This is a genomic window from Algivirga pacifica (assembly GCF_039543525.1).
Lineage (GTDB): Bacteria > Bacteroidota > Bacteroidia > Cytophagales > Flammeovirgaceae > Algivirga > Algivirga pacifica.
The window spans coordinates 101024-123165 of sequence record NZ_BAABJX010000052.1 but is presented as its reverse complement, the minus strand read 5'-3'; the positions used below and the strand labels follow the sequence as shown (position 1 = coordinate 123165).

The window sequence follows — 22142 nt, the reverse complement described above, 5'->3', positions numbered from 1 at the left end:
GCCTATACTTATGGAATTGTTGGAATTAACGGCCTATCTATCTGCAGGCATTGCCGCAGGTGTGGTCAATACCCTTGCAGGGGGTGGGTCTATCTTTACCTTATCGTTACTTTTATTCATGGGGGTGCCCGCTCCACTAGCCAATGGTACCAATCGGCTAGGGATTCTAGTGCAGAATATCTCTGGTGCCTATACCTTTCATCGCTCCGGTCTACTCAATGTAAAACAAAGCCTCATCTTCATCATTCCATCTTTATTGGGCGCCTTAACGGGGGCCTATATTGCCACAGATATTTCCACAGAACATATGGAGGATATTGTAGGTGCGCTAATGGTCTTTATGTTATTCTCCATTCTTATCAAGCCTTCTACAGGTAATAAACGTATACAAACCTTAGGACAGGACCTCTTCCGATGGTATTTTATTCCCCTGTTTTATGCGATTGGTTTTTATGGAGGGTTTGTACAGGCTGGTATCGGTATCTTGATCATTGTTTCCCTATCCCTCTCTGCCTCTATGCCCCTTATTCGGAGCAATGCGATCAAAATGTTAATCATTGCCCTTTATAGCTTACCTGTAGTTCTTATCTTTGTCTTTCAGGGCCAAATCTTATGGCTTGCCGCCATTCTCCTGGCTATAGGTCAATTAAGCGGTACCTGGATCACAAACCGATATCTCACAAAAATTGAGGGAATCGATAAATGGATCAAATGGATTATGATTGTCATGATTTCCATTACGATTGTGAAAACATTCTTTTTATAGTATAGTAATTAAGCGTTTGTTCAATTTGTTTAATTGAGCTTCGCTCGTTCATAATGTTTAGTTGTTGAATCGATTATATGGTGCTTAAAACTTATACCTATTCGTTATTTCTCCTTAATAAGAAGAACGATTAATCACTAATTCCGTTAAACTTTTCGGAGTTTATTTCAAATAAACATTGTGAACGAGCGAAGCTCCACTAAACACTATGAACAAATTGTTTTATTAAAACATTCGAGTGGCTTGTTAAGCTGTTTTATGGTTAAACGATAAGCAATAAGCGATAAACAACTAAACATCATGAACGAGCGAAGCTCAACTAACATACGCTGTGTAGCGGTATCAACAACAAGACAGATAGACTAATGAACATCAACTTTATGATTAGTGACTGTGATGGTGTCATCATTGACAGTGAGATCATCGCAGCAGGGGTAATGGTAGATTACCTAAAGGCACAAGGTGCCCATATCGATATGCAAGAATACCTACGTACTTGGTCTGGAACCACTTTTACGGGTATTATGAAGCACTTCCGAGAAAATGAAGGAGTACACATCCCTACGAACTTTTTAGAGGATATTGAAGAGCGCCTATTAATCCGAAATGCGAAGGAACTAAAAGGCATCAGGGGCGTCAAAGAAGCTTATGAGAGTATTCCCCTTCCCAAAGCATGTGTTTCCAACAGTATCAGCTCACACGTACGAAAGGCGATAGAAATGGTTAACCTGAAAGATAGTTTTCAGGATAGGGTATACTCCGCCGTAGAACTCGTAGAAAACCCTAAACCTGCACCAGATATTTACCTACATGCCGCCCAGAAAGAAAAAGTGACTCCTTCTGAAGTAGTCGTTATTGAGGATAGTAGAAGTGGGGTAAATGCAGCGGTAGCAGCAGGTATGACCGTCATCGGATTTACAGGAGCCAGCCATATTCTGGATGGATATGGAGAAACGTTGAAAAACCTCGGAGCACACTATGTCATCAACGATATGAGTGAACTACCTGCTTTGGTGGAGCAGATTGGAATATTCGTTTAAATTGTTGAATCGTTGAATCGTTGAATTGAGCTTCGCTCGTTGATTCGAGTTGATATGTTCTATGAGTATTAGTATACATCTCAATTAACAGTTCAACTCGAATCAACGAGCGAAGCTCAATTCAACGATTCAACATTATGAACAAAATACATGATCCACGGGAATATCATGTTCCTCCACCGATAGGTGATCAACCATTTGAAAGCTATGCGCCAACCCCACCTTCATTGCTTCCGGATGGTCTTGTAAAAAGGTATCATAATACCCTGCCCCATACCCCAATCGGTTACCTTCATGATCATACCCTACTGCGGGTATAACAATCAAATCATAGCGTCCCTCATATTCTTCCTCTGTCGTAGGATGAAGTGTCCCAAATTTACCAGTTTCCAGTTCAGACAAGCTATGCAACACACAATGCTTAAGTGCTCGATTTTTCAAAGTTTTAGGAACGACCACCTTGTGCCCTTTCTCTAAAGCATACCTCACTAGTGGTAATGTGTCTACCTCATTCTGAATTGGTAAATAGGTATGAATAACATCGGGGGTATGCTCCTCTATCCAATCTTTTAATTGCTTCCAAATGATGTTCGAAGAATGGCTAACTTCTTCCTGTGACATATTTCGACGATGCTCCAATAATATTTTTCTTAGCTCTTGTTTCATGTTGGTGGTTTGGTGATTGGTGGCTTGTGCTTTTGTTTGGTTAAGATATCTCAACGTTTTTTAACATCTTCTATTCCAACCTTTTATGATAAATCGTTTTCTTTTCTGTAAACAAATAAATTTATATGTACAGAAAAATACTATATCTCATCCTGCTTTTTCTTGGTCTGACATTTAAAGGGTATACCCAAGATAGCTTAAGTGTTTCCTTGCTCGTAACCGATTTTGACACCAAAGCTCCCTTACCTTATGCCCATGTCTTACTTACCGACAGTACGGGCGTTACGACAGACTTGGAAGGAAGGGCGTTCTTCTCTTTTGTACCTGGAGATAGTCTAACGGTTAAGTACCAAGGATACCGTCCTATTACTATAGAAATTCCCGAAACCCAAGAAGTCATCTATTTTGTACATATCCCCCTTTCTCCTGATAAGGTATACCTTTCCGAAGTAATTGTACGTCCATTTCCAGCAACCAAAGAAGCGTTCAAAGAAGCCTTTATAGCTTATGGGAATGTCGAAAATGCTGAAAAGGCCAAGTTGGAGAACATGCAAAAAAATATGCAAGACCTCAAAAAGCTGCTGTTGGAGAACCTCCATAATTATGATAAAACTGCAATGGACCAAACGGAGATGTTCCGGCAGTTTAATCAACAACTCATTGACTCCAGAAGTAACGTAGTCCCTACATTTGGTCCTTCTTACTCTGGTTCTGGAGGTTTTTATAGGACCTCTCGTGAAAAACAATTAGAGAAACTCAAAAAAATCAAGGAGCAAGAAAAACAGGCATTACTACAATCACTACAAAAACCCGATTCCTTACTATTCTCCCCTCTTGATTCTGCCGCTGTGACAGAGTAAACCTGTCATATAACGTCAAGTTTTCATCCAATACTGACAATTTTTCACCTTAAAACGCAATGGAACGGGTATTGATAAAAAAGGAGACAAGTACTGCTTGGCAGGAAATTAATGAGTCATAAACCATCATTAAAAATAAAACTTGTATACCTGATTTAGTAGCTATACTAAATTCATTAATACACAATCATTAGAACAATGGCAGAAAAAGGTAGAATTTCGGTAAACACGGAAAACATCTTTCCGATCATCAAGAAGTTTTTATACTCAGATCACGACATCTTTTTAAGAGAATTGGTAGCCAATGCAATTGACGCTACACAAAAGCTTCAGAAACTTGCTTCTATGGGTGAGTTCAATGGTGAATTGGGCGAGCTATATGTACAAGTAGACATCGATAAGGAAGCGAAGACCATCAGTATCTCTGACCGTGGTATCGGTATGACGGAAGAAGAGGTGAAGAAATATATCAACCAAGTGGCTTTCTCTGGTGCGACAGAGTTCGTAGAGAAGTTCAAGGATCAAGATACCTCAAGCATTATTGGTAAATTCGGTCTTGGTTTCTACTCTGCCTTTATGGTATCCAAAGAAGTAGAAATCTTCACAAAGTCTTATCAGGAAGGTGCACAGGCTGTCAAATGGAGCTGTGACGGAAGTACTGAGTTTGAGATCGAAAACACAGAGAAAGAAAACAGAGGAACAACGATCGTTCTTCACGTAAACGAAGACTCTGAAGAGTTCTTGGAAGAAGCTACTATTAGCGGTATCCTAAACCGTTACGCTCGCTTCATGCCAGTAGAGATTCGTTTCGGTACAGAAAAAATTACTGAAGGAGAAGGCGATGACAGCAAGGAGATCGAGCAACCAAAAGTAATCAATAATACAGATCCACTTTGGACAAAAGACCCTAAGGAACTTAAGGATGAAGATTACCTGAACTTCTACAAGGATCTTTATCCAATGTCTGAAGAGCCTATGTTCTGGATTCACCTGAATGTAGACTATCCATTTAACCTAACCGGTATTCTTTACTTCCCGAAAGTGAAGAACGATATCACCCTTCACAAGGATAAGATTCAGCTTTACTCTCGTCAGGTATTTATCACCGACAATGTAGAGGATATTGTCCCTGAGTTCCTTCGTTTGATGCACGGGGTAATTGACTCTCCAGATATTCCATTGAACGTATCTCGTTCTTACTTGCAGTCAGATGCGCAAGTGAAGAAAATCAGTAACTATATCACTCGTAAGGTTGCAGATAAGCTGAATGAGTTATTCCGTGACAACCGTGAGGATTACGAGAAGAAATGGGAAAGCATTGGCTTGTTCGCAAAATACGGTATGATGACGGACGACAAGTTCTTCGACAAAGGGAAGAAGTTCTTGTTGCTGGAAGATATCGATGGCAAGAAATACACCTTAGATGAGTACAAGTCACTGATCAGCGAAAATCAAGTAGATAAGAACGATAACTATACCTTCATCTACACTACTGACGAAGGACTACAGCACAGCTATATTGAGGGAGCGAAGAGAAAAGGCTACAACATCCTTAAGATGGATAGCATGATCGATAGCCACTTTATCCAAAACGTAGAGCACAAACTGGAGCAAATCCAGATGAAACGTGTGGATGCAGATATTGCTGATAAGTTGGTAGAGAAGGATGAGGAAACAAAACATGAGCTAACTGAGGACGAGCAAACTAAATTGGTTGAGCTTTACAAGAAAGCACTAGGCAATGAGAACCTGGAACTAAAAGTGGAAGCACTTTCTGCTGAGGAATCTCCAGTTACCATTGTAAAACCTGAGTTTATGCGTCGTATGCAGGAGATGGCTGAGATGCAAGGCGGAGGCGGAATGTTCGGTATGGGCATGATGCCAGGAAGCCAAAACATTATCCTTAATGGCAACAACGCTCTAATCGCTCGTATCTTGAAAGAAGAGAATGAAGCCGAAGCACACAAGCTGGCTCGTCATACCTATGACCTTGCTCTTCTTTCTCAGAATATGTTGAAAGGAAGTGACTTGACGAACTTCATTAATCGTTCTTTGGAGTTGGTATAAGGTATTACTTATATAACATCAATCCTATGGCGCTGCAAACGTATTTGCAGCGCTTTTTTTATGAATATGTCAAAATCGTCAACTTAAAGACATTGTGTATGTAGAGAGCGTGGTGCAAACCCGCTGCAGGTCTTAGGCTGGAGCCTAAGACCAGTTTCTACCTTTTTACTTTCAGCTTAAATTGACAGCATTGCCACATGGGGCTATCCTAAACTACTACTGCTGATTATAGGGCGACCACGTGGGGTCGCCCCTACTATTTTTTTCCTTCCCACTCAGCGTAAAACTGCTCCAAAAACGCTTGCATGTAGGTGTGTCGCTCTGCAGCCATCTTCTTTGCCGCTGTCGTATTCATACGGTCCTTCAAGAGTAATAACTTCTCATAGAAATGATTGATGGTAGGCCCTGTACTTTTCTTATAAGACTCAAAAGAATCATGGGATTCCGGTTTAATATTGGGGTTATACATTTCCCTGCCTTTATGGCCCCCATAAGCAAATGTTCTGGCAATACCGATTGCTCCTATGGCATCCAAACGATCAGCATCCTGTACCACAGCTCCTTCCAACGTACTCATAGGAGTTTCTACTCCTGCTCCCTTGTAAGACACCTCTTTTACAATAGTCTTTACCTTTTCTATGACTTCCTCTGTTACCCCTTGTGACTCCAGCCACTCCGCTGCTTTTTGGGGACCTACCGTATCATCGCCGTCATGAAATTTGTGGTCAGCAATATCATGTAATAATGCTCCTAAAGACACTATAAAAGGATCTACTTGCTCTTCTTTCGCCAAATGCTCTGCATTCTTCCATACCCTATAGATATGCCACCAGTCATGTCCTGATCCTTCTCCTTCAAACTTTTGCTGTATATAGGCAGCTGTATTCTCAATAATCTGTTCTTTATTCATTGCGGTTTCAGTTTATTATTCCATAATTTTTCGGTTCTGGATAAATAACCATCATACTGCTAACCCACTTTGTTGAATCGTTGAGGCAGCTTACGCTGCTGGTTGAATTGAGCTTCGCTCGTTGATTCGAGTTGATATGTTGTATGAGTATTAGTATACACCTCTATCAACAGTTCAACTCGAATCAACGAGCGAAGCTCAATTCAACTCACCGAAGGTGAAATTCAACGATTCAACAAAGCGAGTTCGTAGTATGACAGGTAAAGCATTCATAAAAAAAGGTTGCTTTATGCAAAGCAACCTTTTCGAACTTTTGGTTTAATGTCAAAACTTGAAAGTGTCTTTCTCACTCTTACCCCAAGTATGAGTGACAATAAGTATCGTATATTGATAATACTATATTTTTACAAGTAAAACAACCTTGAATCCAAAATCCTTCCCAAGGAAGAGGTTTCTTTTTCCTATTTATTTTCTTACCTGATTAACAGTAACCCTTTCTGTCGAAGTGTCTTCCAAACATAGCTATCTAATAGGTCCATTAAAGGTCGCTGGAAATGTTCTTCATAGTCTTCCTTCAGTTGCTTAATAGTGACTGTTTCCTCTTGGTATATATGTGCCAAGTGTAAATACTCTACTAACCAGTCGGCCAATGAGGCATTTGTGGTAATTTCAAAATCCTCCTTACGGTCAAAGAACGTTAGTTTCATTTGCTTGAACTGCTTCTTCTTTTTCTGTACAACAACTTCTTCCGCAAAAGGAATTTTACCCAACCATAACAAACGATGATTAAGCATCTTATCCACATCTGTGGCTTGTGCCTTAATTGCTTTTTCTATCAATCGTGGAGAATGCGTTGGACGGGGGGTATCAAAATCAAACCAATGTTCTACGGGAGTCTGCAACTCCATTCCATGCATATAATTGAAAATAGATACTCGGAGTCCCTCTGAAAAAAGTTGATGATCCGCACCAGATGGGTCTTCGTGTTGGTAATCATTTTTGGCAAATCCACCAAACTCCGGACCTATACGCTTTACACCATACTTCTCAGGATTCAATCCAATAGGCGCATGAGCTGTCATAGAGAACAAATGCCAGAACCCTGACTGTATACACCCTTGCTCAAACAATTGACGAACTATTTCAAGCGAATCCATCGTCTCTTGCTCAGTCTGAGTAGGGAATCCATACATCAAATAAGCGTGTACCATAATCCCTGCCTGCATAAACCCATGAGTCACTCGAGCTACTTGTGCAATATCTACTCCTTTTTCCATAAGCTTTAGCAGGCGATCAGAAGCTACTTCCAACCCTCCTGATACGGCAATACATCCTGCTGCAGCCATCAATCGACATAGGTCAGGGGTAAAGGTTTTCTCAAAACGGATGTTCGCCCACCAAGTAACCTTCAATCCTCTTCGGATAATCTCCAATGAGATATCCCTTAAGGCTAATGGAGGGGCTGCTTCATCTACGAAGTGAAACCCAGTTTGTCCCGTACTCATCACCAACTCCTCCATTCTGTCTACGATCAACTTCGCAGGAGCTGCATCATAACGACCGATATAATCCAAGGAAATGTCACAAAAAGAGCACTTCTTCCAATAACATCCATGCGCTACCGTAAGCTTGTTCCAACGTCCATCATTCCACAAGCGATGCATAGGATTGGCTACCTCAAGTACAGAAAGGTAATCGTTTAGCGGTAACCCTGTATAGTCCGGTGTACCTACTTCTGAGTGTGGTACAAAGGCCTGTACCTTGAAATCTACCCATTCTACATTTCCTGTTACATTTCTGATAAATGTACGCTGTAAATGCTGCTCCTCTACTTCCCCTTTCAAGTGACGAATCAATTGCATGATCGGCCCTTCTCCGTCATCAAGGGTTATAAAATCCACATAATCAAATACACTTGCATCCTGTAACTCCCTCAACTCCGTATTCACATACCCTCCTCCCATGGCAATCTTGATATGAGGGTAATGTTTCTTGATATATTGGCCACATTTCAATGCTCCATAGAGATTACCAGGAAACGGTACCGTCAAAGCTACCAGATCTGGATTACTTTCCTGCAGTTGCTGATCAAGTATATCCAACATTAAAGCATCAATCATATGCAAAGGAGCTTCCAATGCTTCCTGTATTGGCTGAAAGTGGGTCGCTGACATCCCAATACGCTCTGCATACCTGCTAAATCCAAAATCCTCGGTAATGGTCTCTATGATAAAATCGCCTATATCTTCCAGATAAAGCGTCGCCATATACTTGGCCTTATCGGCAATACCCAATTGTCCAAAAGCCCAGTCCAATTGCTCCAATTGAGCAAAACGACCTCCTTCCGGCAAAAATGTTCCTGAGCAAATACGATGCGCCAAAGTACTGTCACCATGTTGTAAAAAACGTATTACAGGCTCTACAGTATCGATATAGTCATCTTGTAAATAGAACGTTCTCAATGCCTCCTCCGAACAATTCTGAATAACCTCTTCTGCTTGATCAAAAACCTCTTCAAGCCCCTTTCTGGTGAATAAGGACAAGATCATCATGATCCCTAAATCTACTTGCTCGGCCTCTTCCTGCTTCTTATTCAGATACCCCTTCAGGTAAGCAGTCGCTGGATACGGTGTATTCAGCTGTGTCAGTGGAGGAGTAACCAATAATGTTTTTACTTTTTTCATGCTACAATGTCCTATATACCTTGACGCTGTTTTATAATCGAGAAAGGTGGAATTTAATCACCTTTCACCTATTCCTTCTTCCTTCTTCCTTCTTCCTTCTTCCTTCTTCCTTCAACTCAAAGAAAAATTACCCCACCTCAACTGAGTTATAAAACGGCCTTCTTTAAATCACTTCTATTCTATTCCACAGTTCTTCTTGTACTATACTGCGTAAATGCTTTCTAATATTTGAACAACTTTACAAAGGTAGTATCTTTTTTATGGAAGTGAATTTTAAACCTAGATTCACTACTGCACTTATGTTTACCTATACCCTAACCCATGTACAAAATAATCACTACCTGTCTACTGATTGCTCTTGGTTGCTGTATTTATTCCTGCTCCAGTAACAAGAACAACGAAATTCATCAACAACTCGTGGCTAATAAGGAAAAAACTGCTGATGGAACCATTCTGTTTTTTGGACACGGCTATATTGCCGCCCCCAATTTACCTGAAAAACATACACTCTCAGAACAAATTCAAACAATGGTCGATTCGTTAGCACTGCCCTATACCTGCGTACAGGCTGGCATTAGTGGTGAAACTTCCTTGGATAGTAAAAGAAGGTTGGAGTGGGCTATGGAGAGTTACGAGGTAGATATTATTCTTATTGAAGCTGGAAGAAATGACCTCAAGGCTAATATTCCATTAATCGCCACTGAGGAAACTCTGGAGAATATGATTTTACAAATCAAAAAAGCCTATCCCTCTGTACCGATTTACTTATTAAGTACTCCCATCAACACTACAATGGGACTGTTATACCATAAGCTTGCCCAAAAACATCAAATCTCCCTTATCCCCTGTCTGACTGAAACACCAGAAATTAATATTTCAAACAGTAAGATGGTAAAAGAACAAGTATGGAAAGTATTGGAGAAGGTATTGCACAGTAATACCTGAGGAGGGAGGAAGGAATATGTTTTTTTTATCCTTTATCCTTTATCCTTTATCCTTTATCCTTAAACCGATTGAAAGTAGTACTTAGCTATATGTACCTAATAAGCTCACTAGTCGTAGGATAACCGCATACGATTTAAACAATCTCCATGATTATTTGTATGTTTATGTGAATAAACATTCATAATAGAAAACTTAACCATGGAACAAACCACCGAACAAATCAGAACAAGTAAAACGTATATCCCGGTAAGAGGCTATCATCTGGATGCATTTAACCACGTCAATAATGCTCGCTACCTGGAGTTTTTGGAAGAGGCCAGATGGGCACATTTTGAAGCCTCTGATGAATGGGGAAAAATGTTGAGACAAGGATTGGCTCCTGTCATCGTACATTATGATATCAGTTACAAGTATCCTGCAACCTTGGGACAAATCTTAGAAGTTCATACTTCTTTTGAGTCAGCGGGCAACACCAGTATGGCTATTCGCCAAAAAATTTACTTAAAAGGAACGGATACATTAGTGATCAACGCCAAGGTTACTTTTGTATTATTTGATCAGAAAACGGAGCAAGCAGTAACTATATCGGAAGACTTAGTGGAGAGAATGAAATCATAAAAAAATGTTCATAATGTTTAATTGAGCTTCACTCGTTCATAGTATTTAGTTGTTGTGTTTCGTGAAATATAAAACAACTAAACATCATGAACGAGCGAAGCTCAACTAAACATTATGAACAAAAACTTTGAAGCTACTTAATTGCTCCCAGCTCTTTTCCTACTTTGGTAAATGCCTCAATCGCTTTATCCAAATGTGATTTATCATGTGCCGCCGAGATTTGAACTCGTATTCTTGCTTGTCCTTTTGGTACTACCGGATAATAGAATCCAATCACGTAAATTCCTTCTTCCAATAGACGCTCTGCAAATTTCTGAGACAATACCGCATCATACAACATAATAGGAACGATAGGATGTGACCCTTCCTTAATATCGAAACCTGCTGCAGTCATTTTCTCTCTAAAGTACTTTGTATTATCCTCTAGCTTATCTCTAAGTTCTGTGGTACTGCTCAATAAATCAAATACGGCAATAGACGCACCTACAATAGAAGGGGCCAAGGTATTAGAGAATAAATAAGGACGTGAACGTTGTCTCAATAAGTCAATCACTTCTTTTTTACCTGACGTAAATCCTCCTGAAGCACCACCCAAAGCCTTTCCTAAAGTACCTGTGATGATATCCACACGATCCATACAATCTCTGTACTCATGTACTCCTCTACCTGTTTTACCCATAAATCCAGTAGAGTGACACTCATCCGTCATGACCAAAGCACCATATTTATCTGCCAAGTCACAAATCTTGTCCATCTGAGCAATGGTGCCGTCCATAGAGAATACACCATCCGTTACGATAATCATCTGCTTTGCTCCCTTGGCTACTGCTTCCTGAAGTTGTTTTTCCAGGTCTTCCATATCATTATGTTGATAACGGAAACGCATCGCTTTACACAAGCGAACGCCATCAATAATAGAAGCATGGTTTAACGCATCTGAAATAATCGCGTCTTCCGGTCCTAACAAAGGCTCAAATACACCTCCGTTGGCGTCAAAGGCTGCTGCGTAAAGGATGGTATCTTCTGTTCCTAAGAAGGCTGAAATCTTCTCTTCCAGTTCTTTGTGAATATCTTGTGTACCACAAATAAAACGTACGGAAGACATTCCAAATCCATGGGAATCAATCGCCTTCTTGGCTGCCTCAGTCACTTTGGGATGTGCTGACAAGCCTAGGTAATTGTTCGCACAAAAATTCAATACGGTTTCTCCTTTATCCGTTTTAATCTCTGCTCCTTGAGGCGTTGTGATAATGCGCTCCTCCTTGTAAAGGCCTGCATCTTTAATTCCTTGCAGTTCTTCTTGCAGTGCTGGTCTTATTTTGTCAAACATATCTGATTGGTTGTGTTTAATATGGCAATGTTTTGTTGAGGCCACTTACGTGGCTGGTTGAGCGGGTTACGCCCTGTTGAGGTTCACCTTCGGTGAGTTGAGTAATTTATTCTTCTTCTTTTTTCTTCTTAAATGCAGGACGAACACGCTTCGGCTTATCCACACTTTCTACCGAATCTGTGGATAACTCATCCGATCCCTCCGGTTTCTTCTTAAACGAAGGACGAACACGCTTCGGTTTTTCCACATTTTCTACCGAGCCTGTGGATAACTCATCCGATCCTTCCGGTTTCTTCTTAAACGATGGACGAACGCGCTTCGGTTTTTCTACATTTTCCACCGATCCTGTGGATAACTCATCCGATCCTTCCGGTTTCTTCTTAAACGATGGACGAACACGCTTCGGTTTTTCTACATTTTCTACCGAACCTGTGGATAACTCATCCGATCCCTCCGGTTTCTTCTTAAACGATGGACGAACACGCTTCGGTTTTTCCACACTTTCCACCGAGCCTGTGGATAACTCTTCTGATCCTTCCGATTTCTTCTTAAACGATGGACGAACACGCTTCGGTTTTTCCACATTTTCTACCGAATCTGTGGATAACTCATCCGACCCTTCCGGTTTCTTCTTAAACGATGGACGAACACGCTTTGGCTTATCCACACTTTCTACCGAATCTGTGGATAACTCATCCGACCCTTCCGGTTTCTTCTTAAACGAAGGACGTACGCGCTTCGGTTTTTCCACATTTTCTACCGAGCCTGTGGATAACTCATCCGATCCTTCCGGTTTCTTCTTAAACGATGGACGTACGCGCTTTGGCTTTTCCACATTTTTCACCGAATCTGTGGATAACTCATCCGACTCTTCCGGTTTCTTCTTAAATGATGGGCGAACGCGCTTTGGCTTTTCCACACTTTCTACCGAATCTGTGGATAACTCCTCTGACCCTTCCGGTTTCTTCTTAAACGATGGGCGAGCTATCTTCGATTTAGGAGCAACTGTCTCTTTAGAATCCTTTTCTTCTTTACTTACCTCAGAAGGTAGCGTAGCTTTTTTGAATGATGGTCGCTTCTTAGGAAGTGCTTTACCTTCTTCAGTAGTCTCTTTTTTAGGAACAGCACTTTTCTTTACCATAGCTGGACGGGCTACTTTCTTAGTAGCCGCCACAGGTTTTGCTGAGAGCGGTAACTGATAGGTTCTTCTCACCTCATTAATTAAAAAGAGTTTTTGAGAAGTAAAGCTATTGGGATGCATTTGCATAAATAAATCATGCCATTCTTGCCATTTCTCAGGATCTCCCTCCTTGAAGCGATTGCTATCAATATTTTTTTTAACAAGGTATTCCTCGAACTCCATCATGCTATCGTTAATACTTAAAAATATCCGTTACAGACTGTACTAGCTATTAATCCAAGATTTATTAAGACGTATCAATTGCTTTCTATATACCCCGAAGATATGCGACTTAGATACCACCCCCATATACCTTCCTTCATCATCTACCACCGGCAGGTTCCATGCATTCGTCTTTTCAAATTTTTCCATGACATCCTGCATCTTCTCTCCATACCGTACTTTTGCTCTTACCAGACGCTTTAAATCTTCCACTTTTAATGTTTGATGCTTGGAATGGTCAAACATGACATCCCGAACATCATCCAAAGTGATAATTCCTACCAACTGCTGCTTATCATTGAGTACAGGAAATAAATTTCTTCGGCTTCGGCTAATCACCTGCACCAAATCTCCCAGTAGAGCATCCTCCTGTACCGTCAATAAATCTGTTTCTATTAATTTATTAATATTTAGTCGATCCAGAATTTTGGTATCTTCATCATTATCATCAATGTATTCCCCCCTTTCTTTCAAGGCCCTTACATGTGGAGAATCCTGTTGAAAGAACGTTACCGTCACATAGGAAATCGCAGAAACCAACATCAAAGGAATAAAAAGTGTATATCCTCCTGTGATATCTGCAATAAGGAAGATTGCTGTAAGCGGGGCATATTGTACTCCACATAACACACCACTCATTCCTACCAAGGTAAAGTTAATTTCAGACACCTCAGCCACTCCTAAAAGATTAAGGGCACGGGCAGTTACAAAACCTGCTAATCCACCCAAGACCATCGAAGGTGCGAAAGTACCACCACTACCCCCTGCAGATAGTGTAATCGAAGATGCTACAATCTTAAGGGCTGTCACCAATACCATATAAAAAAGAAAGAGCCATCCTTCCGTAAAATAATCACTGAATACCAAACTTCTTCTTACTAACTCCGACTCCTCTTTATGTAATAGGTGTTCAATAGCAATATAACCTTCTCCAAAAATCGGAGGAGCAATGATAATTAATATGGATAGTATCCCCCCACCAAGCAATGCTTTCATATATGGATTATAGTGCTCCAATATATGTTCCAACTTATGTAAGAAGGTATTAAAAAACAAAGCTGTTGAACCTGTCACTACTCCCAATATAATGTAGACCGGTACATCTGAGAGATGAATTTCATCTACAATATTAAATCCCGTAAAGAGTATTTCATCCCCTGCCAATAAATTGGATAAAATAGTTGCCGAAACACAGGCAATTAACAATGGGATAAAATTGGATACCGAAAGGCCTGTCAATATCACCTCTATGGTAAAAATTAATCCTCCAATAGGCGCATTGAATATCGCAGAAATGGCACCTCCTATACCACAACCTATCAATAAAGTTCGTTGTTTATAATCCAGAGATAATAATCGACCAATATTCGATCCTATAGCCCCTCCTGTTAATACAATAGGAGACTCCAAACCAACAGATCCTCCCAAGCCAACAGTAATCACACTCGTTACCCATCGGGAATAGGTCTTTCCTTTTTCTATAATACTCTGTTTACGACTTATTGAATAGAGAATATCTGAGATGGCATGTCCTACACTGCTCTCTTTGTAAAGTGCCTTTGCCAATAATACGGTAAACAACAACCCTAAAATAGGATAGAGTAATTGCGTATAATTCTCATTATACTTTTCACTATTGAGCTGATGATGAATAAAGTGCACGCTTATCTTTAGCAAAACGGCTGCAAGCCCTGCTATCAGTCCTACCAACGTACTGATTAGTAGAATAAAAGATTTATCTGAAATGTGTTTGTCTTTCCAGCGTTTAAGCTGCTCAATAGACGTGCTAATATTCATTTTTTATATGATGTAAGACGAGCCTTTACGTTTCTGTTTTCCAGTAAAATGTACAATGGGATTGCACAAAAGTACAATTTCATAAAAAAAAGAAAAAGGACAATTAAAACTGTCCTTTTTCATAAGTCATTTATTGGATTGCTTAAAGCAACATTCAACGTTAAGATACTTCTCTATTGCTTATACTATGGATACTCCACAGCACGATAGTCAATTAGATTTACTCCCGGAATATTTAACTTCCACTCTCTATTCATTGTTTGAATCAACCTGTTTGCTACGTAAGCATATCCTCTTGGAGTCAAGTGAATGCCATCAAGAGAGAATGCTCCACCAGTCACAAAGTCTCCTGTCAGGACAACTCCATTATCATTTACTCCCTGCTCTATCACCTGCTCATAATCCGCATACACATCGTACAGAATAATAAACTCATTATCATCCACGACGTTTCGGATTATTCCATTATACATTTCTATCGCTGTCTCAATATTCTCTACTTCTTCCTTATCCAACACTTCGGCATCCGTGGGTAATAAAGGAAGTATGGCTAATAAATCTAATCCTCCAGAAGCTATGGTTTCCTGTAATTGCGCCAGTTTTTCTGAGGCAGAAAGCAATACGTATTCTCCTTCCGTTAACTGTTTCAGTCCCGTTGGACTATTCAAGTCCTGCACAATCAACCCATTGGCTCCTGCTTGAAATTCCGGTATAGCTCCCGGTGTCGTTTGGTTGATCTCTGTAATAGCATTTTGTGTTGCTTGATTGATGATCAAGACCACCGTATCCTTTTGTAACTCAGTATTAATGATCTGAGTAATTTGGTCAAATAAATCCTGAGAAAAGCCTCCTACAGCCTGAGGCATAGATGGATTCTCTATATAAGCTTGTGTATATGCCAGTATCAATGACTCTTGTTGGCTTTCTGGTATCACTCCAGCACTGACCAATCCCGCCACTACGGTAGGCAATACTACAGTCACCACTACTTCCTGAGTCACTTGTCCCCGAATCAATTGAGCGATAGTAGCATTCGCTACCGTAGCCGTTGCTGAGTCCAGTTCCAGACTATTCCATGGAATCGCAGTGAAGAAAGGAATCTGTAGAACATCAGGAATATTCATTACAACACCATAGGTTTGCCCATCAGCTGTCAAGTTTTCAATAAAAGTATTATAAGTTAACTCAAAAGCTGAAGCAGATGTGATCCCGTTTAAACCTAACAAATCAGGATTTCCTTCCACCCCAAAAACACCTCCAGAGGTAGCATACCCTAGAATGTCATTATTTCCCAGCCAGAAGGTGAAAAATGTTGGATCGCTTTGTACTATTACCTCCTGATAAGAAGACAATAGGTCTGAAGTACTCAACATCCTTGAGAAAAAAGGATTAAGTGTTCCCAATCCAGCAGCAGCGGTTTCTATCAATCGCAGACCAGGTACCCCATAGTTATGTAAACTATCCACATTCGAAACAGCCGTATAAGGATTATCACTCGGGGCCTCCCTTTCCAGAACAGGTAATCCACTTTCTGAAAAACCTGTCAAAATTAGTCTTCCTTCCAAGCCTGCTCCTACAGCTCCATTGGCTCCTCCTCCCTCTGGCATTAAAGGTTGCTCAAATACTGGAGCCCCTACTGCCTGCAGTTGCTCTGCTATCAATGCAGGGTAACTACTTTCTTGTCCCTCCCGGTAAAGTGCGCCATCGGAAAAACCTGCCGTTAATGAATTACCCACTGCTACATAATTGGTAAAGTCAAAGGTCACCTCATTTCCAGAGGCATCCTGTCCTTGATTGGATGGGTTAACAGTATCTAACTTTGGGTCACAAGAAGACAATAAAAACATCAATACTCCTATTATCGGGTAAGCTCTAGTAACCTCCATTCGAATATTCAATAAGTGAGATGGTATCATAGAAAAATCAATCAGGGTTTAAAATGAATACTGCACCGCAATACTTGGAATAAAACCATTGGACTTATACGTGCCACTAACACCTCCTGTTTCCACTCCACTCGGTACAATGTTTTCTCTTTCTCTTTTTGTTAAGAATAGGAAACTTCCATTGATACCTATCTTTTCGGTCACCTGATAAGCAACCCCTGCCGTAAATCCAAAAGCGTCTGAATCTGGTGTTTCCGGACTCATAAACCCATCTTCTACCGGTGATAAATCATAATACATACCCGCAGTTGCGGTGAACGCATCAGTCACTTTATATTCTCCTCCTATATTAAATATCCACGAGTTCTTGTAATTTCTTTCTGATACAGAAGATAACTCTCCACCTATAGGTGCATCAAAATCAAAGCGTAATTCTTCATAATCGCTCCAAGTGATAAAGCTTACGTCTACGCCTAAGGACAAACGATCTGTCGGATAATATCCTATCCCTCCACCTATCACTGAGGGCAGCGGCAACGTTGCGTCAAACGTTGTCCCCTGGAAAAGGGGCGACAGTTGCTCTGGCACCTCCAGGTCTACATCTCCTTTCACAATACTTACATCCACTCCATGACGGTAATTCAGTCCGAAAGACCATTGGTCTGATGGTTGAAAATAAACTCCCGCCGAAAAAGAAATGGCTACATCGGCATTACCATCTAGATTAACATTAGGGTCATTTACGGTTGCACTATTGATTGGAAGTCCTCTGGTGACTTCTGCTCCACCCAAGATAAAGTCCAAGGTAAGACCAATACCCAAAGACTCTGTGATCTGATAACTAACTGCCGGACGTATATAAATTGCCTCCAAAGAGATCTCTTGAAGAGCATACTGTCCATACCAATCTTCCCCCCAATCTACAGAGCTTCCAAAAGGCGTAAATACCCCCACTCCAAAAGTAAAATTAGATAAACTGGACGTTTCTTGTGGCTTAAAAACACCATAGGCAAAAAAAGGTGTCCCTAATGGGTTGTCTGTACTATATACCTGATCTGTATAAATTCCCAAATCGGCATCAGACAATGGGGAAAACACGGTATTAGAAAAAATAAGGGAACCTCCAATCACCGCCTGACTACCACTCAAGAAGCCCATTGCTCCCGGATTATAAAATACACTGGAAGCATCAGGACGAAAACCATACCCTACATTCCCTCTTCCTTGCTGACGGGTTCCTTGCAAGTTGACTTGAAATCCATTACTCCAGCCTGCTAGCGGAAGGCCAAGTAATACCATAAATACTAGATAGCGAATTCTCATATATGGTTACTGTTCTTTAGTTAATATTATATACTTTACAGCAACAACTTACAGAATGCCCTTCGGCTTCTTTGATAAAAAACAGCTAAAAATCACCTATGTATGAGAAAGTATATCTTTCTCGTCTACTGACACTTTTGAAATAAAAAAAAGGAGACTGTATACTACAATCCCCTTCTTTTTTATTATTATTTCGTTACATTACTAACTATATAATGTGTAATATTTTCCTGCTTTATCTCCCCCTTAATTCACAACTGGTTGTGCATATTGATCTATCGTATACTGAGAGACAGAGTCTTTAAAATGAGTATAAGCATCTGTCAACGCCCTATAAAACAAGTCTCCCTGATACTCGTATCCTTCTCTACTCAAGTGCACCATATCTCTTGCCGCAAGACCATTGGCATACCAATCATTGATTGAGTTTAATCCCCCCATAATTGTATAGAAATCCCATACACTCGCATTATACTTCATCGCCAACTCTCCAATCAACAGGCGAGCTTCCTCATTATCGTAATTCAGGTATTTGCGCTGTCTATAATTATCTCCTGGGGTCGTCAGGATAATAGAAGCTTGAGGAGCTTCCTTCTTAATCATATCCAGTAAATTAGTATAATGATCAATAAAACGCTCCCGGTTAAACGGTTTGACAATCGCGTCATTGGTTCCTAAAGAAACAATGATCAAGTCAGGCTTAAGAAAATTAATCTGAGGCCCCATATCTGCACAACGTTCAAAGCTTTTTGCCTTAGCTCCATTCACCCCGGCTGCACTATAAATTATTCCTGGTCGGTCACTTTCCAAAAATACGCCCTGCATCAATAATCTGGATTGAGCTGCGGCATCTTTACTCACCGAAAGCTTTACCGCTTGCTGAGGATTTTGTAAACGAAAAGTCTCTACTCCCCTTGTAGGTTCCTCTACACTAATTGTATTTCCTTCATCAGGAATTACATTGATTCGCATTTCTGTTGTTTCCTGATGAGGGTGGAATACACTCACTGAAGAAATATCATACATCATTTCCTCCTGTACATTTGGGTTAATTTCAACCGTAGCAGAAGAAGAGTTTGTTTCAGCGGACACTCCAGCAACTCCCCAACGACTCTGATGACGACTCATAGAACAACGCTGTCCCCTCCAGGCTCCTGTATAAGAAACACTATAGTTCAACGGGTTATTGGTTTTTGCTAATCGATACGGAAAAACAAAACCTCTTCCCGACATCGGAAAGCGTTTATCTTTATAGAACTCCTCCCTAACTTTTCCTGAAAAGAAATCAGCCTGAATATGGGAATCTCCTAAGTGTAAAACATGGACTTTTCGGTCTTTTCGCTCCTCCAATAACTTCAACTGCGTAAAGAAGTGAGACAAGCCTTCACTATAGCTAAAATGCTGAAGATAATTGATATCTAAACGAATAAAGTCATAATCACTACGTGTACGTTTTGCTGTAGATTCCCCCTCGGGATCACCTCCATTAAAAGGTATCTTAGCGGCTCCCAATAAACACACCAATGGAACCATCAATAACCCTTTCCACTTCCTCTTACGTTTCTGATGACAATTTTCCCGCATCTTATTGTGCTATTTTTTTAGTCAAAAATTTATTGTATTCCCTCATCAATTCGTTATAAATCATATCTCCTACGTGATTCGCCCCTCTACGTGTAAAGTGTGTATAATCTTTATTTGCCCAGGCAGGAGTTCTCTCTGCCCAAGTAATGATGGAGCCTTCTCCTCCCATAGCCTTATACAAATCCCAGAAAGCAACACCTGCCTTCTGAGCAGCTCTTCTTTGCGCCCCACTTACCGCTGTTATATTGGGATAAGATTGTAATTCAGTACGTTCTTTACGTGCCATATCCGAAACTCCCACCACTAAGATAGAAGCCTTCGGGAAGACTGATTTGAGGTATTGTATCTGTCTGTAAAAAGACCTTTCGTAAAACCCATAGCTATCACTCAATTGAGGGACCGTATTCACGCCAAACTGTAAGATAATCAACCGCACACTCATATCTTTCACCACCCCTTTTAAGTGGGCTTTATACATTCTGGTAAACTCAGTCCCTGAACTTCCCCTTAAAGGTAGGTTATCCACCATCACACCAGCATCTCCCTCCAGAGATAAACCATAAAAGTGAGGTGTTCCGGTACTTTCAAACTTCATATCCAATGTCCCCAATCGTCCCTTTATCGGTAAATCCAATGTCTGGGGATTTTCTCTTGGGTACACTTTCAATGTATCCGTATACTTCTTCCCTTGTCCATAGATCACCTTCAAAGGTGATAACGTATTCTTAAGGTATAATTTGATATGGCGATAAGTTCTTTCTCTATAACTTGTATATCCTGTACGCTGCAAACGTATCTCAGCACTGGCGGGCTCCTCAAAACTTCCCTTGAAAAAGAAGTCCTTCCCAAAAAGCCCAAACTCTCCATGTGTAGCACCTGCCGCATGATGCCCATACAGAATATCCGTTTCCCAATTATCAGAAGCCTCCTGATTCAAGGTGGTTCTTATTCCTTTTATTTCCGTAAAAGGAATCAATCCTAAGCCATAACCACCAAACTCTCCTTGTACATTCTCTCTTAGACGTTCTGTTACTCGATCTCCTTCCAACTGAGAATCTCCAAAGTGTAGTACCCTGATTTTCTTCTTACCACCTTTGGCATAACTCAAGGAACTAAAAAAGGCATCTAATGCACCTTGAGGATACTCGATGGCAATATCTCCCGGGTGAGTCGTTACTTTCACCCCTTCTTTAGGGACTATTACCTCTGGCTTAGAAGATGTCAACGTATCTTTTACAACCTTTCTTTTCTCTTCCTTCGGTTGTTTAGAAACTACCACCTTCTCCTGAGTTTTATTTTCTAAAGAAGCCATAACCTTTTCAGGTTGCTCCTTTTTATACCAGGCAGACGGTAGTACATCCTTGGCGCCTGGCATACGCAGGCTATAGGCAATACCTGGAATGTTGACATCTCTTCCCTGAGAGATCAACATCACTCCCCCTAACATGATACTTATATATAATAATAGGATTAATATCCTTACCGGCTTTATGTTCTGCATATCAAAAAAATAAAATCCTTCAATTCCTCTCTAATAAAGGAAATTTTTCTACTTCTCAACCCTAAATGAAGTACAATAAATCCTTGGAAATATTAATATTCGTAAAAGCGAAAACTCCTTCTTACTTTGCAGGTTACAAAGGGACAACAATTGTCTACAACAGTTGTTGGTTTCTTAATTTTATTAACGATAACGAGTCAATAAATCTATATATGGCAGAGTCATTAATCATACCAAAAGGAGCTTCCAAATCAGAAAAATACGAAGCATTACTTCCTCAACTAAAAGCACTTATTCATTATGAGTCTGATCTTACCGCTAATTTAGCGAATATATCGTCGGCCTTAAATATGGCTTTTGATTTTTTATGGGTTGGGTTTTATCTATCCAATCAAGAACAACTAGTATTAGGGCCATTTCAAGGGCCTATTGCCTGCACCCGTATTCCTTTTGGAAAAGGAGTGTGTGGCACCGCTTACAGTGAAGCCAAAACGATCATCGTAGAAGACGTGGACGCCTTTCCAGGACATATTGCCTGTAGTTCAGATTCCAAGTCAGAGATTGTTGTCCCTATCATTAAAGACGGTGAGGTTAAACTCATTCTAGATATTGACAGCGACTCCTATAGCTCTTTTAATGAAGTCGATCAAAAATATTTAGAACAAGTGGCTAGCTTCATTTCAGATAAGCTCTAAGAGCTTGTTTGGAATACTGATTCAGAAAGAAAATTCCTCTAATCACTGCTCAAATCAACTCATATTCT

Annotated in this window: 17 protein-coding genes; 7 read left to right on the top strand and 10 right to left on the bottom strand. The window is 40.4% G+C overall.

Translation table 11 applies throughout. The annotated features are described in order from the left end of the window. Positions 1–10: 10 nt before the first annotated feature. Both ABD985_RS16815 and ABD985_RS16810 read left to right on the top strand, forming a co-directional pair. A complete protein-coding gene (locus tag ABD985_RS16815) occupies positions 11–766 on the top strand; it encodes a sulfite exporter TauE/SafE family protein (RefSeq protein WP_345373757.1) in 756 nt (251 codons plus the stop codon). Positions 767–1131: 365 nt separating this feature from the next. Next, positions 1132–1806, top strand: coding sequence for an HAD family hydrolase (locus ABD985_RS16810; protein ID WP_345373756.1), 675 nt, complete (start codon positions 1132–1134; stop codon positions 1804–1806). A 135-nt stretch (positions 1807–1941) separates the two neighbouring features. Here the strand turns inward: ABD985_RS16810 and ABD985_RS16805 are convergent, their stop codons facing one another. After that, entirely contained in the window at positions 1942–2526 is a 585-nt protein-coding gene (locus ABD985_RS16805) for a 5-formyltetrahydrofolate cyclo-ligase (RefSeq protein ID WP_345373754.1), read from the bottom strand. Positions 2527–2597: 71 nt separating this feature from the next. On the opposite strand from ABD985_RS16805, the gene ABD985_RS16800 reads away from it, so the two are divergent. Both ABD985_RS16800 and htpG read left to right on the top strand, forming a co-directional pair. Then, positions 2598–3332, top strand: a complete 735-nt coding sequence (locus ABD985_RS16800; RefSeq protein WP_345373753.1) for a peptidase associated/transthyretin-like domain-containing protein — start codon at positions 2598–2600, stop codon at positions 3330–3332. Between the two features lie 198 nt (positions 3333–3530). Next, positions 3531–5399 (top strand): molecular chaperone HtpG, encoded by a 1869-nt coding sequence (gene htpG / locus ABD985_RS16795; protein ID WP_345373751.1) that lies wholly within the window; start codon positions 3531–3533, stop codon positions 5397–5399. A gap of 256 nt (positions 5400–5655) precedes the next feature. On the opposite strand, the gene ABD985_RS16790 is transcribed toward htpG, so the two are convergent. Next, positions 5656–6309, bottom strand: coding sequence for an HD domain-containing protein (locus tag ABD985_RS16790; RefSeq protein ID WP_345373749.1), 654 nt, complete (start codon positions 6307–6309; stop codon positions 5656–5658). 473 nt (positions 6310–6782) lie between these two features. After that, entirely contained in the window at positions 6783–8993 is a 2211-nt protein-coding gene (locus ABD985_RS16785; RefSeq protein ID WP_345373747.1) for a B12-binding domain-containing radical SAM protein, read from the bottom strand. A 321-nt stretch (positions 8994–9314) separates the two neighbouring features. On the opposite strand from ABD985_RS16785, the gene ABD985_RS16780 reads away from it, so the two are divergent. Together ABD985_RS16780 and ABD985_RS16775 are read left to right on the top strand one after the other, a co-directional pair. Next, the gene (locus ABD985_RS16780; RefSeq protein ID WP_345373745.1) at positions 9315–9938 is read left to right on the top strand and encodes a GDSL-type esterase/lipase family protein; all 624 of its coding nucleotides are present in this window, start codon (positions 9315–9317) and stop codon (positions 9936–9938) included. Positions 9939–10136: 198 nt separating this feature from the next. Beyond that, positions 10137–10556 carry an acyl-CoA thioesterase gene (locus ABD985_RS16775; RefSeq protein ID WP_345373743.1) on the top strand — a complete coding sequence of 140 codons (420 nt, stop codon included), beginning with the start codon at positions 10137–10139 and terminating at the stop codon, positions 10554–10556. A gap of 133 nt (positions 10557–10689) precedes the next feature. Here the strand turns inward: ABD985_RS16775 and kbl are convergent, their stop codons facing one another. The 7 genes from kbl to ABD985_RS16740 all read right to left on the bottom strand — a co-directional run bounded on the left by kbl (position 10690) and on the right by ABD985_RS16740 (position 21379). Beyond that, positions 10690–11886: a glycine C-acetyltransferase gene (gene kbl / locus ABD985_RS16770; protein WP_345373741.1), complete on the bottom strand. Its 1197-nt coding sequence runs from the start codon at positions 11884–11886 to the stop codon at positions 10690–10692. Positions 11887–11992: 106 nt separating this feature from the next. Next, positions 11993–13252, bottom strand: a complete 1260-nt coding sequence (locus ABD985_RS16765) for a hypothetical protein (protein WP_345373739.1) — start codon at positions 13250–13252, stop codon at positions 11993–11995. A gap of 39 nt (positions 13253–13291) precedes the next feature. Next, positions 13292–15085: a chloride channel protein gene (locus ABD985_RS16760; protein WP_345373737.1), complete on the bottom strand. Its 1794-nt coding sequence runs from the start codon at positions 15083–15085 to the stop codon at positions 13292–13294. A 185-nt stretch (positions 15086–15270) separates the two neighbouring features. Further along, positions 15271–17001 carry an SGNH/GDSL hydrolase family protein gene (locus tag ABD985_RS16755; protein ID WP_345373735.1) on the bottom strand — a complete coding sequence of 577 codons (1731 nt, stop codon included), beginning with the start codon at positions 16999–17001 and terminating at the stop codon, positions 15271–15273. An 18-nt stretch (positions 17002–17019) separates the two neighbouring features. Beyond that, the gene (locus tag ABD985_RS16750) at positions 17020–18294 is read right to left on the bottom strand and encodes an OmpP1/FadL family transporter (protein WP_345373733.1); all 1275 of its coding nucleotides are present in this window, start codon (positions 18292–18294) and stop codon (positions 17020–17022) included. A gap of 246 nt (positions 18295–18540) precedes the next feature. Further along, positions 18541–19878, bottom strand: a complete 1338-nt coding sequence (locus ABD985_RS16745) for a GDSL-type esterase/lipase family protein (RefSeq protein ID WP_345373731.1) — start codon at positions 19876–19878, stop codon at positions 18541–18543. 1 nt (position 19879) lies between these two features. Next, positions 19880–21379 (bottom strand): SGNH/GDSL hydrolase family protein, encoded by a 1500-nt coding sequence (locus ABD985_RS16740; RefSeq protein ID WP_345373729.1) that lies wholly within the window; start codon positions 21377–21379, stop codon positions 19880–19882. A 212-nt stretch (positions 21380–21591) separates the two neighbouring features. Between ABD985_RS16740 and ABD985_RS16735 the strand changes: the two genes are divergently transcribed. Beyond that, the gene (locus ABD985_RS16735) at positions 21592–22074 is read left to right on the top strand and encodes a GAF domain-containing protein (protein WP_345373727.1); all 483 of its coding nucleotides are present in this window, start codon (positions 21592–21594) and stop codon (positions 22072–22074) included. Positions 22075–22142: the final 68 nt, after the last annotated feature.

What these genes read in the sequence shown, in the direction of transcription:
- ABD985_RS16735 (WP_345373727.1), top strand. Translation starts at nt 21,592, where the DNA reads ATGGCAGAGTCATTAATCATACCAAAAGGAGCTTCCAAATCAGAAAAA.
- ABD985_RS16740 (WP_345373729.1), bottom strand. Translation starts at nt 21,379, where the DNA reads ATGCAGAACATAAAGCCGGTAAGGATATTAATCCTATTATTATATATA.
- htpG (WP_345373751.1), top strand. Translation starts at nt 3,531, where the DNA reads ATGGCAGAAAAAGGTAGAATTTCGGTAAACACGGAAAACATCTTTCCG.
- ABD985_RS16785 (WP_345373747.1), bottom strand. Translation starts at nt 8,993, where the DNA reads ATGAAAAAAGTAAAAACATTATTGGTTACTCCTCCACTGACACAGCTG.
- ABD985_RS16775 (WP_345373743.1), top strand. Translation starts at nt 10,137, where the DNA reads ATGGAACAAACCACCGAACAAATCAGAACAAGTAAAACGTATATCCCG.
- kbl (WP_345373741.1), bottom strand. Translation starts at nt 11,886, where the DNA reads ATGTTTGACAAAATAAGACCAGCACTGCAAGAAGAACTGCAAGGAATT.
- ABD985_RS16780 (WP_345373745.1), top strand. Translation starts at nt 9,315, where the DNA reads ATGTACAAAATAATCACTACCTGTCTACTGATTGCTCTTGGTTGCTGT.
- ABD985_RS16815 (WP_345373757.1), top strand. Translation starts at nt 11, where the DNA reads ATGGAATTGTTGGAATTAACGGCCTATCTATCTGCAGGCATTGCCGCA.
- ABD985_RS16810 (WP_345373756.1), top strand. Translation starts at nt 1,132, where the DNA reads ATGAACATCAACTTTATGATTAGTGACTGTGATGGTGTCATCATTGAC.
- ABD985_RS16765 (WP_345373739.1), bottom strand. Translation starts at nt 13,252, where the DNA reads ATGATGGAGTTCGAGGAATACCTTGTTAAAAAAAATATTGATAGCAAT.
- ABD985_RS16745 (WP_345373731.1), bottom strand. Translation starts at nt 19,878, where the DNA reads ATGCGGGAAAATTGTCATCAGAAACGTAAGAGGAAGTGGAAAGGGTTA.
- ABD985_RS16755 (WP_345373735.1), bottom strand. Translation starts at nt 17,001, where the DNA reads ATGATACCATCTCACTTATTGAATATTCGAATGGAGGTTACTAGAGCT.
- ABD985_RS16750 (WP_345373733.1), bottom strand. Translation starts at nt 18,294, where the DNA reads ATGAGAATTCGCTATCTAGTATTTATGGTATTACTTGGCCTTCCGCTA.
- ABD985_RS16790 (WP_345373749.1), bottom strand. Translation starts at nt 6,309, where the DNA reads ATGAATAAAGAACAGATTATTGAGAATACAGCTGCCTATATACAGCAA.
- ABD985_RS16760 (WP_345373737.1), bottom strand. Translation starts at nt 15,085, where the DNA reads ATGAATATTAGCACGTCTATTGAGCAGCTTAAACGCTGGAAAGACAAA.
- ABD985_RS16800 (WP_345373753.1), top strand. Translation starts at nt 2,598, where the DNA reads ATGTACAGAAAAATACTATATCTCATCCTGCTTTTTCTTGGTCTGACA.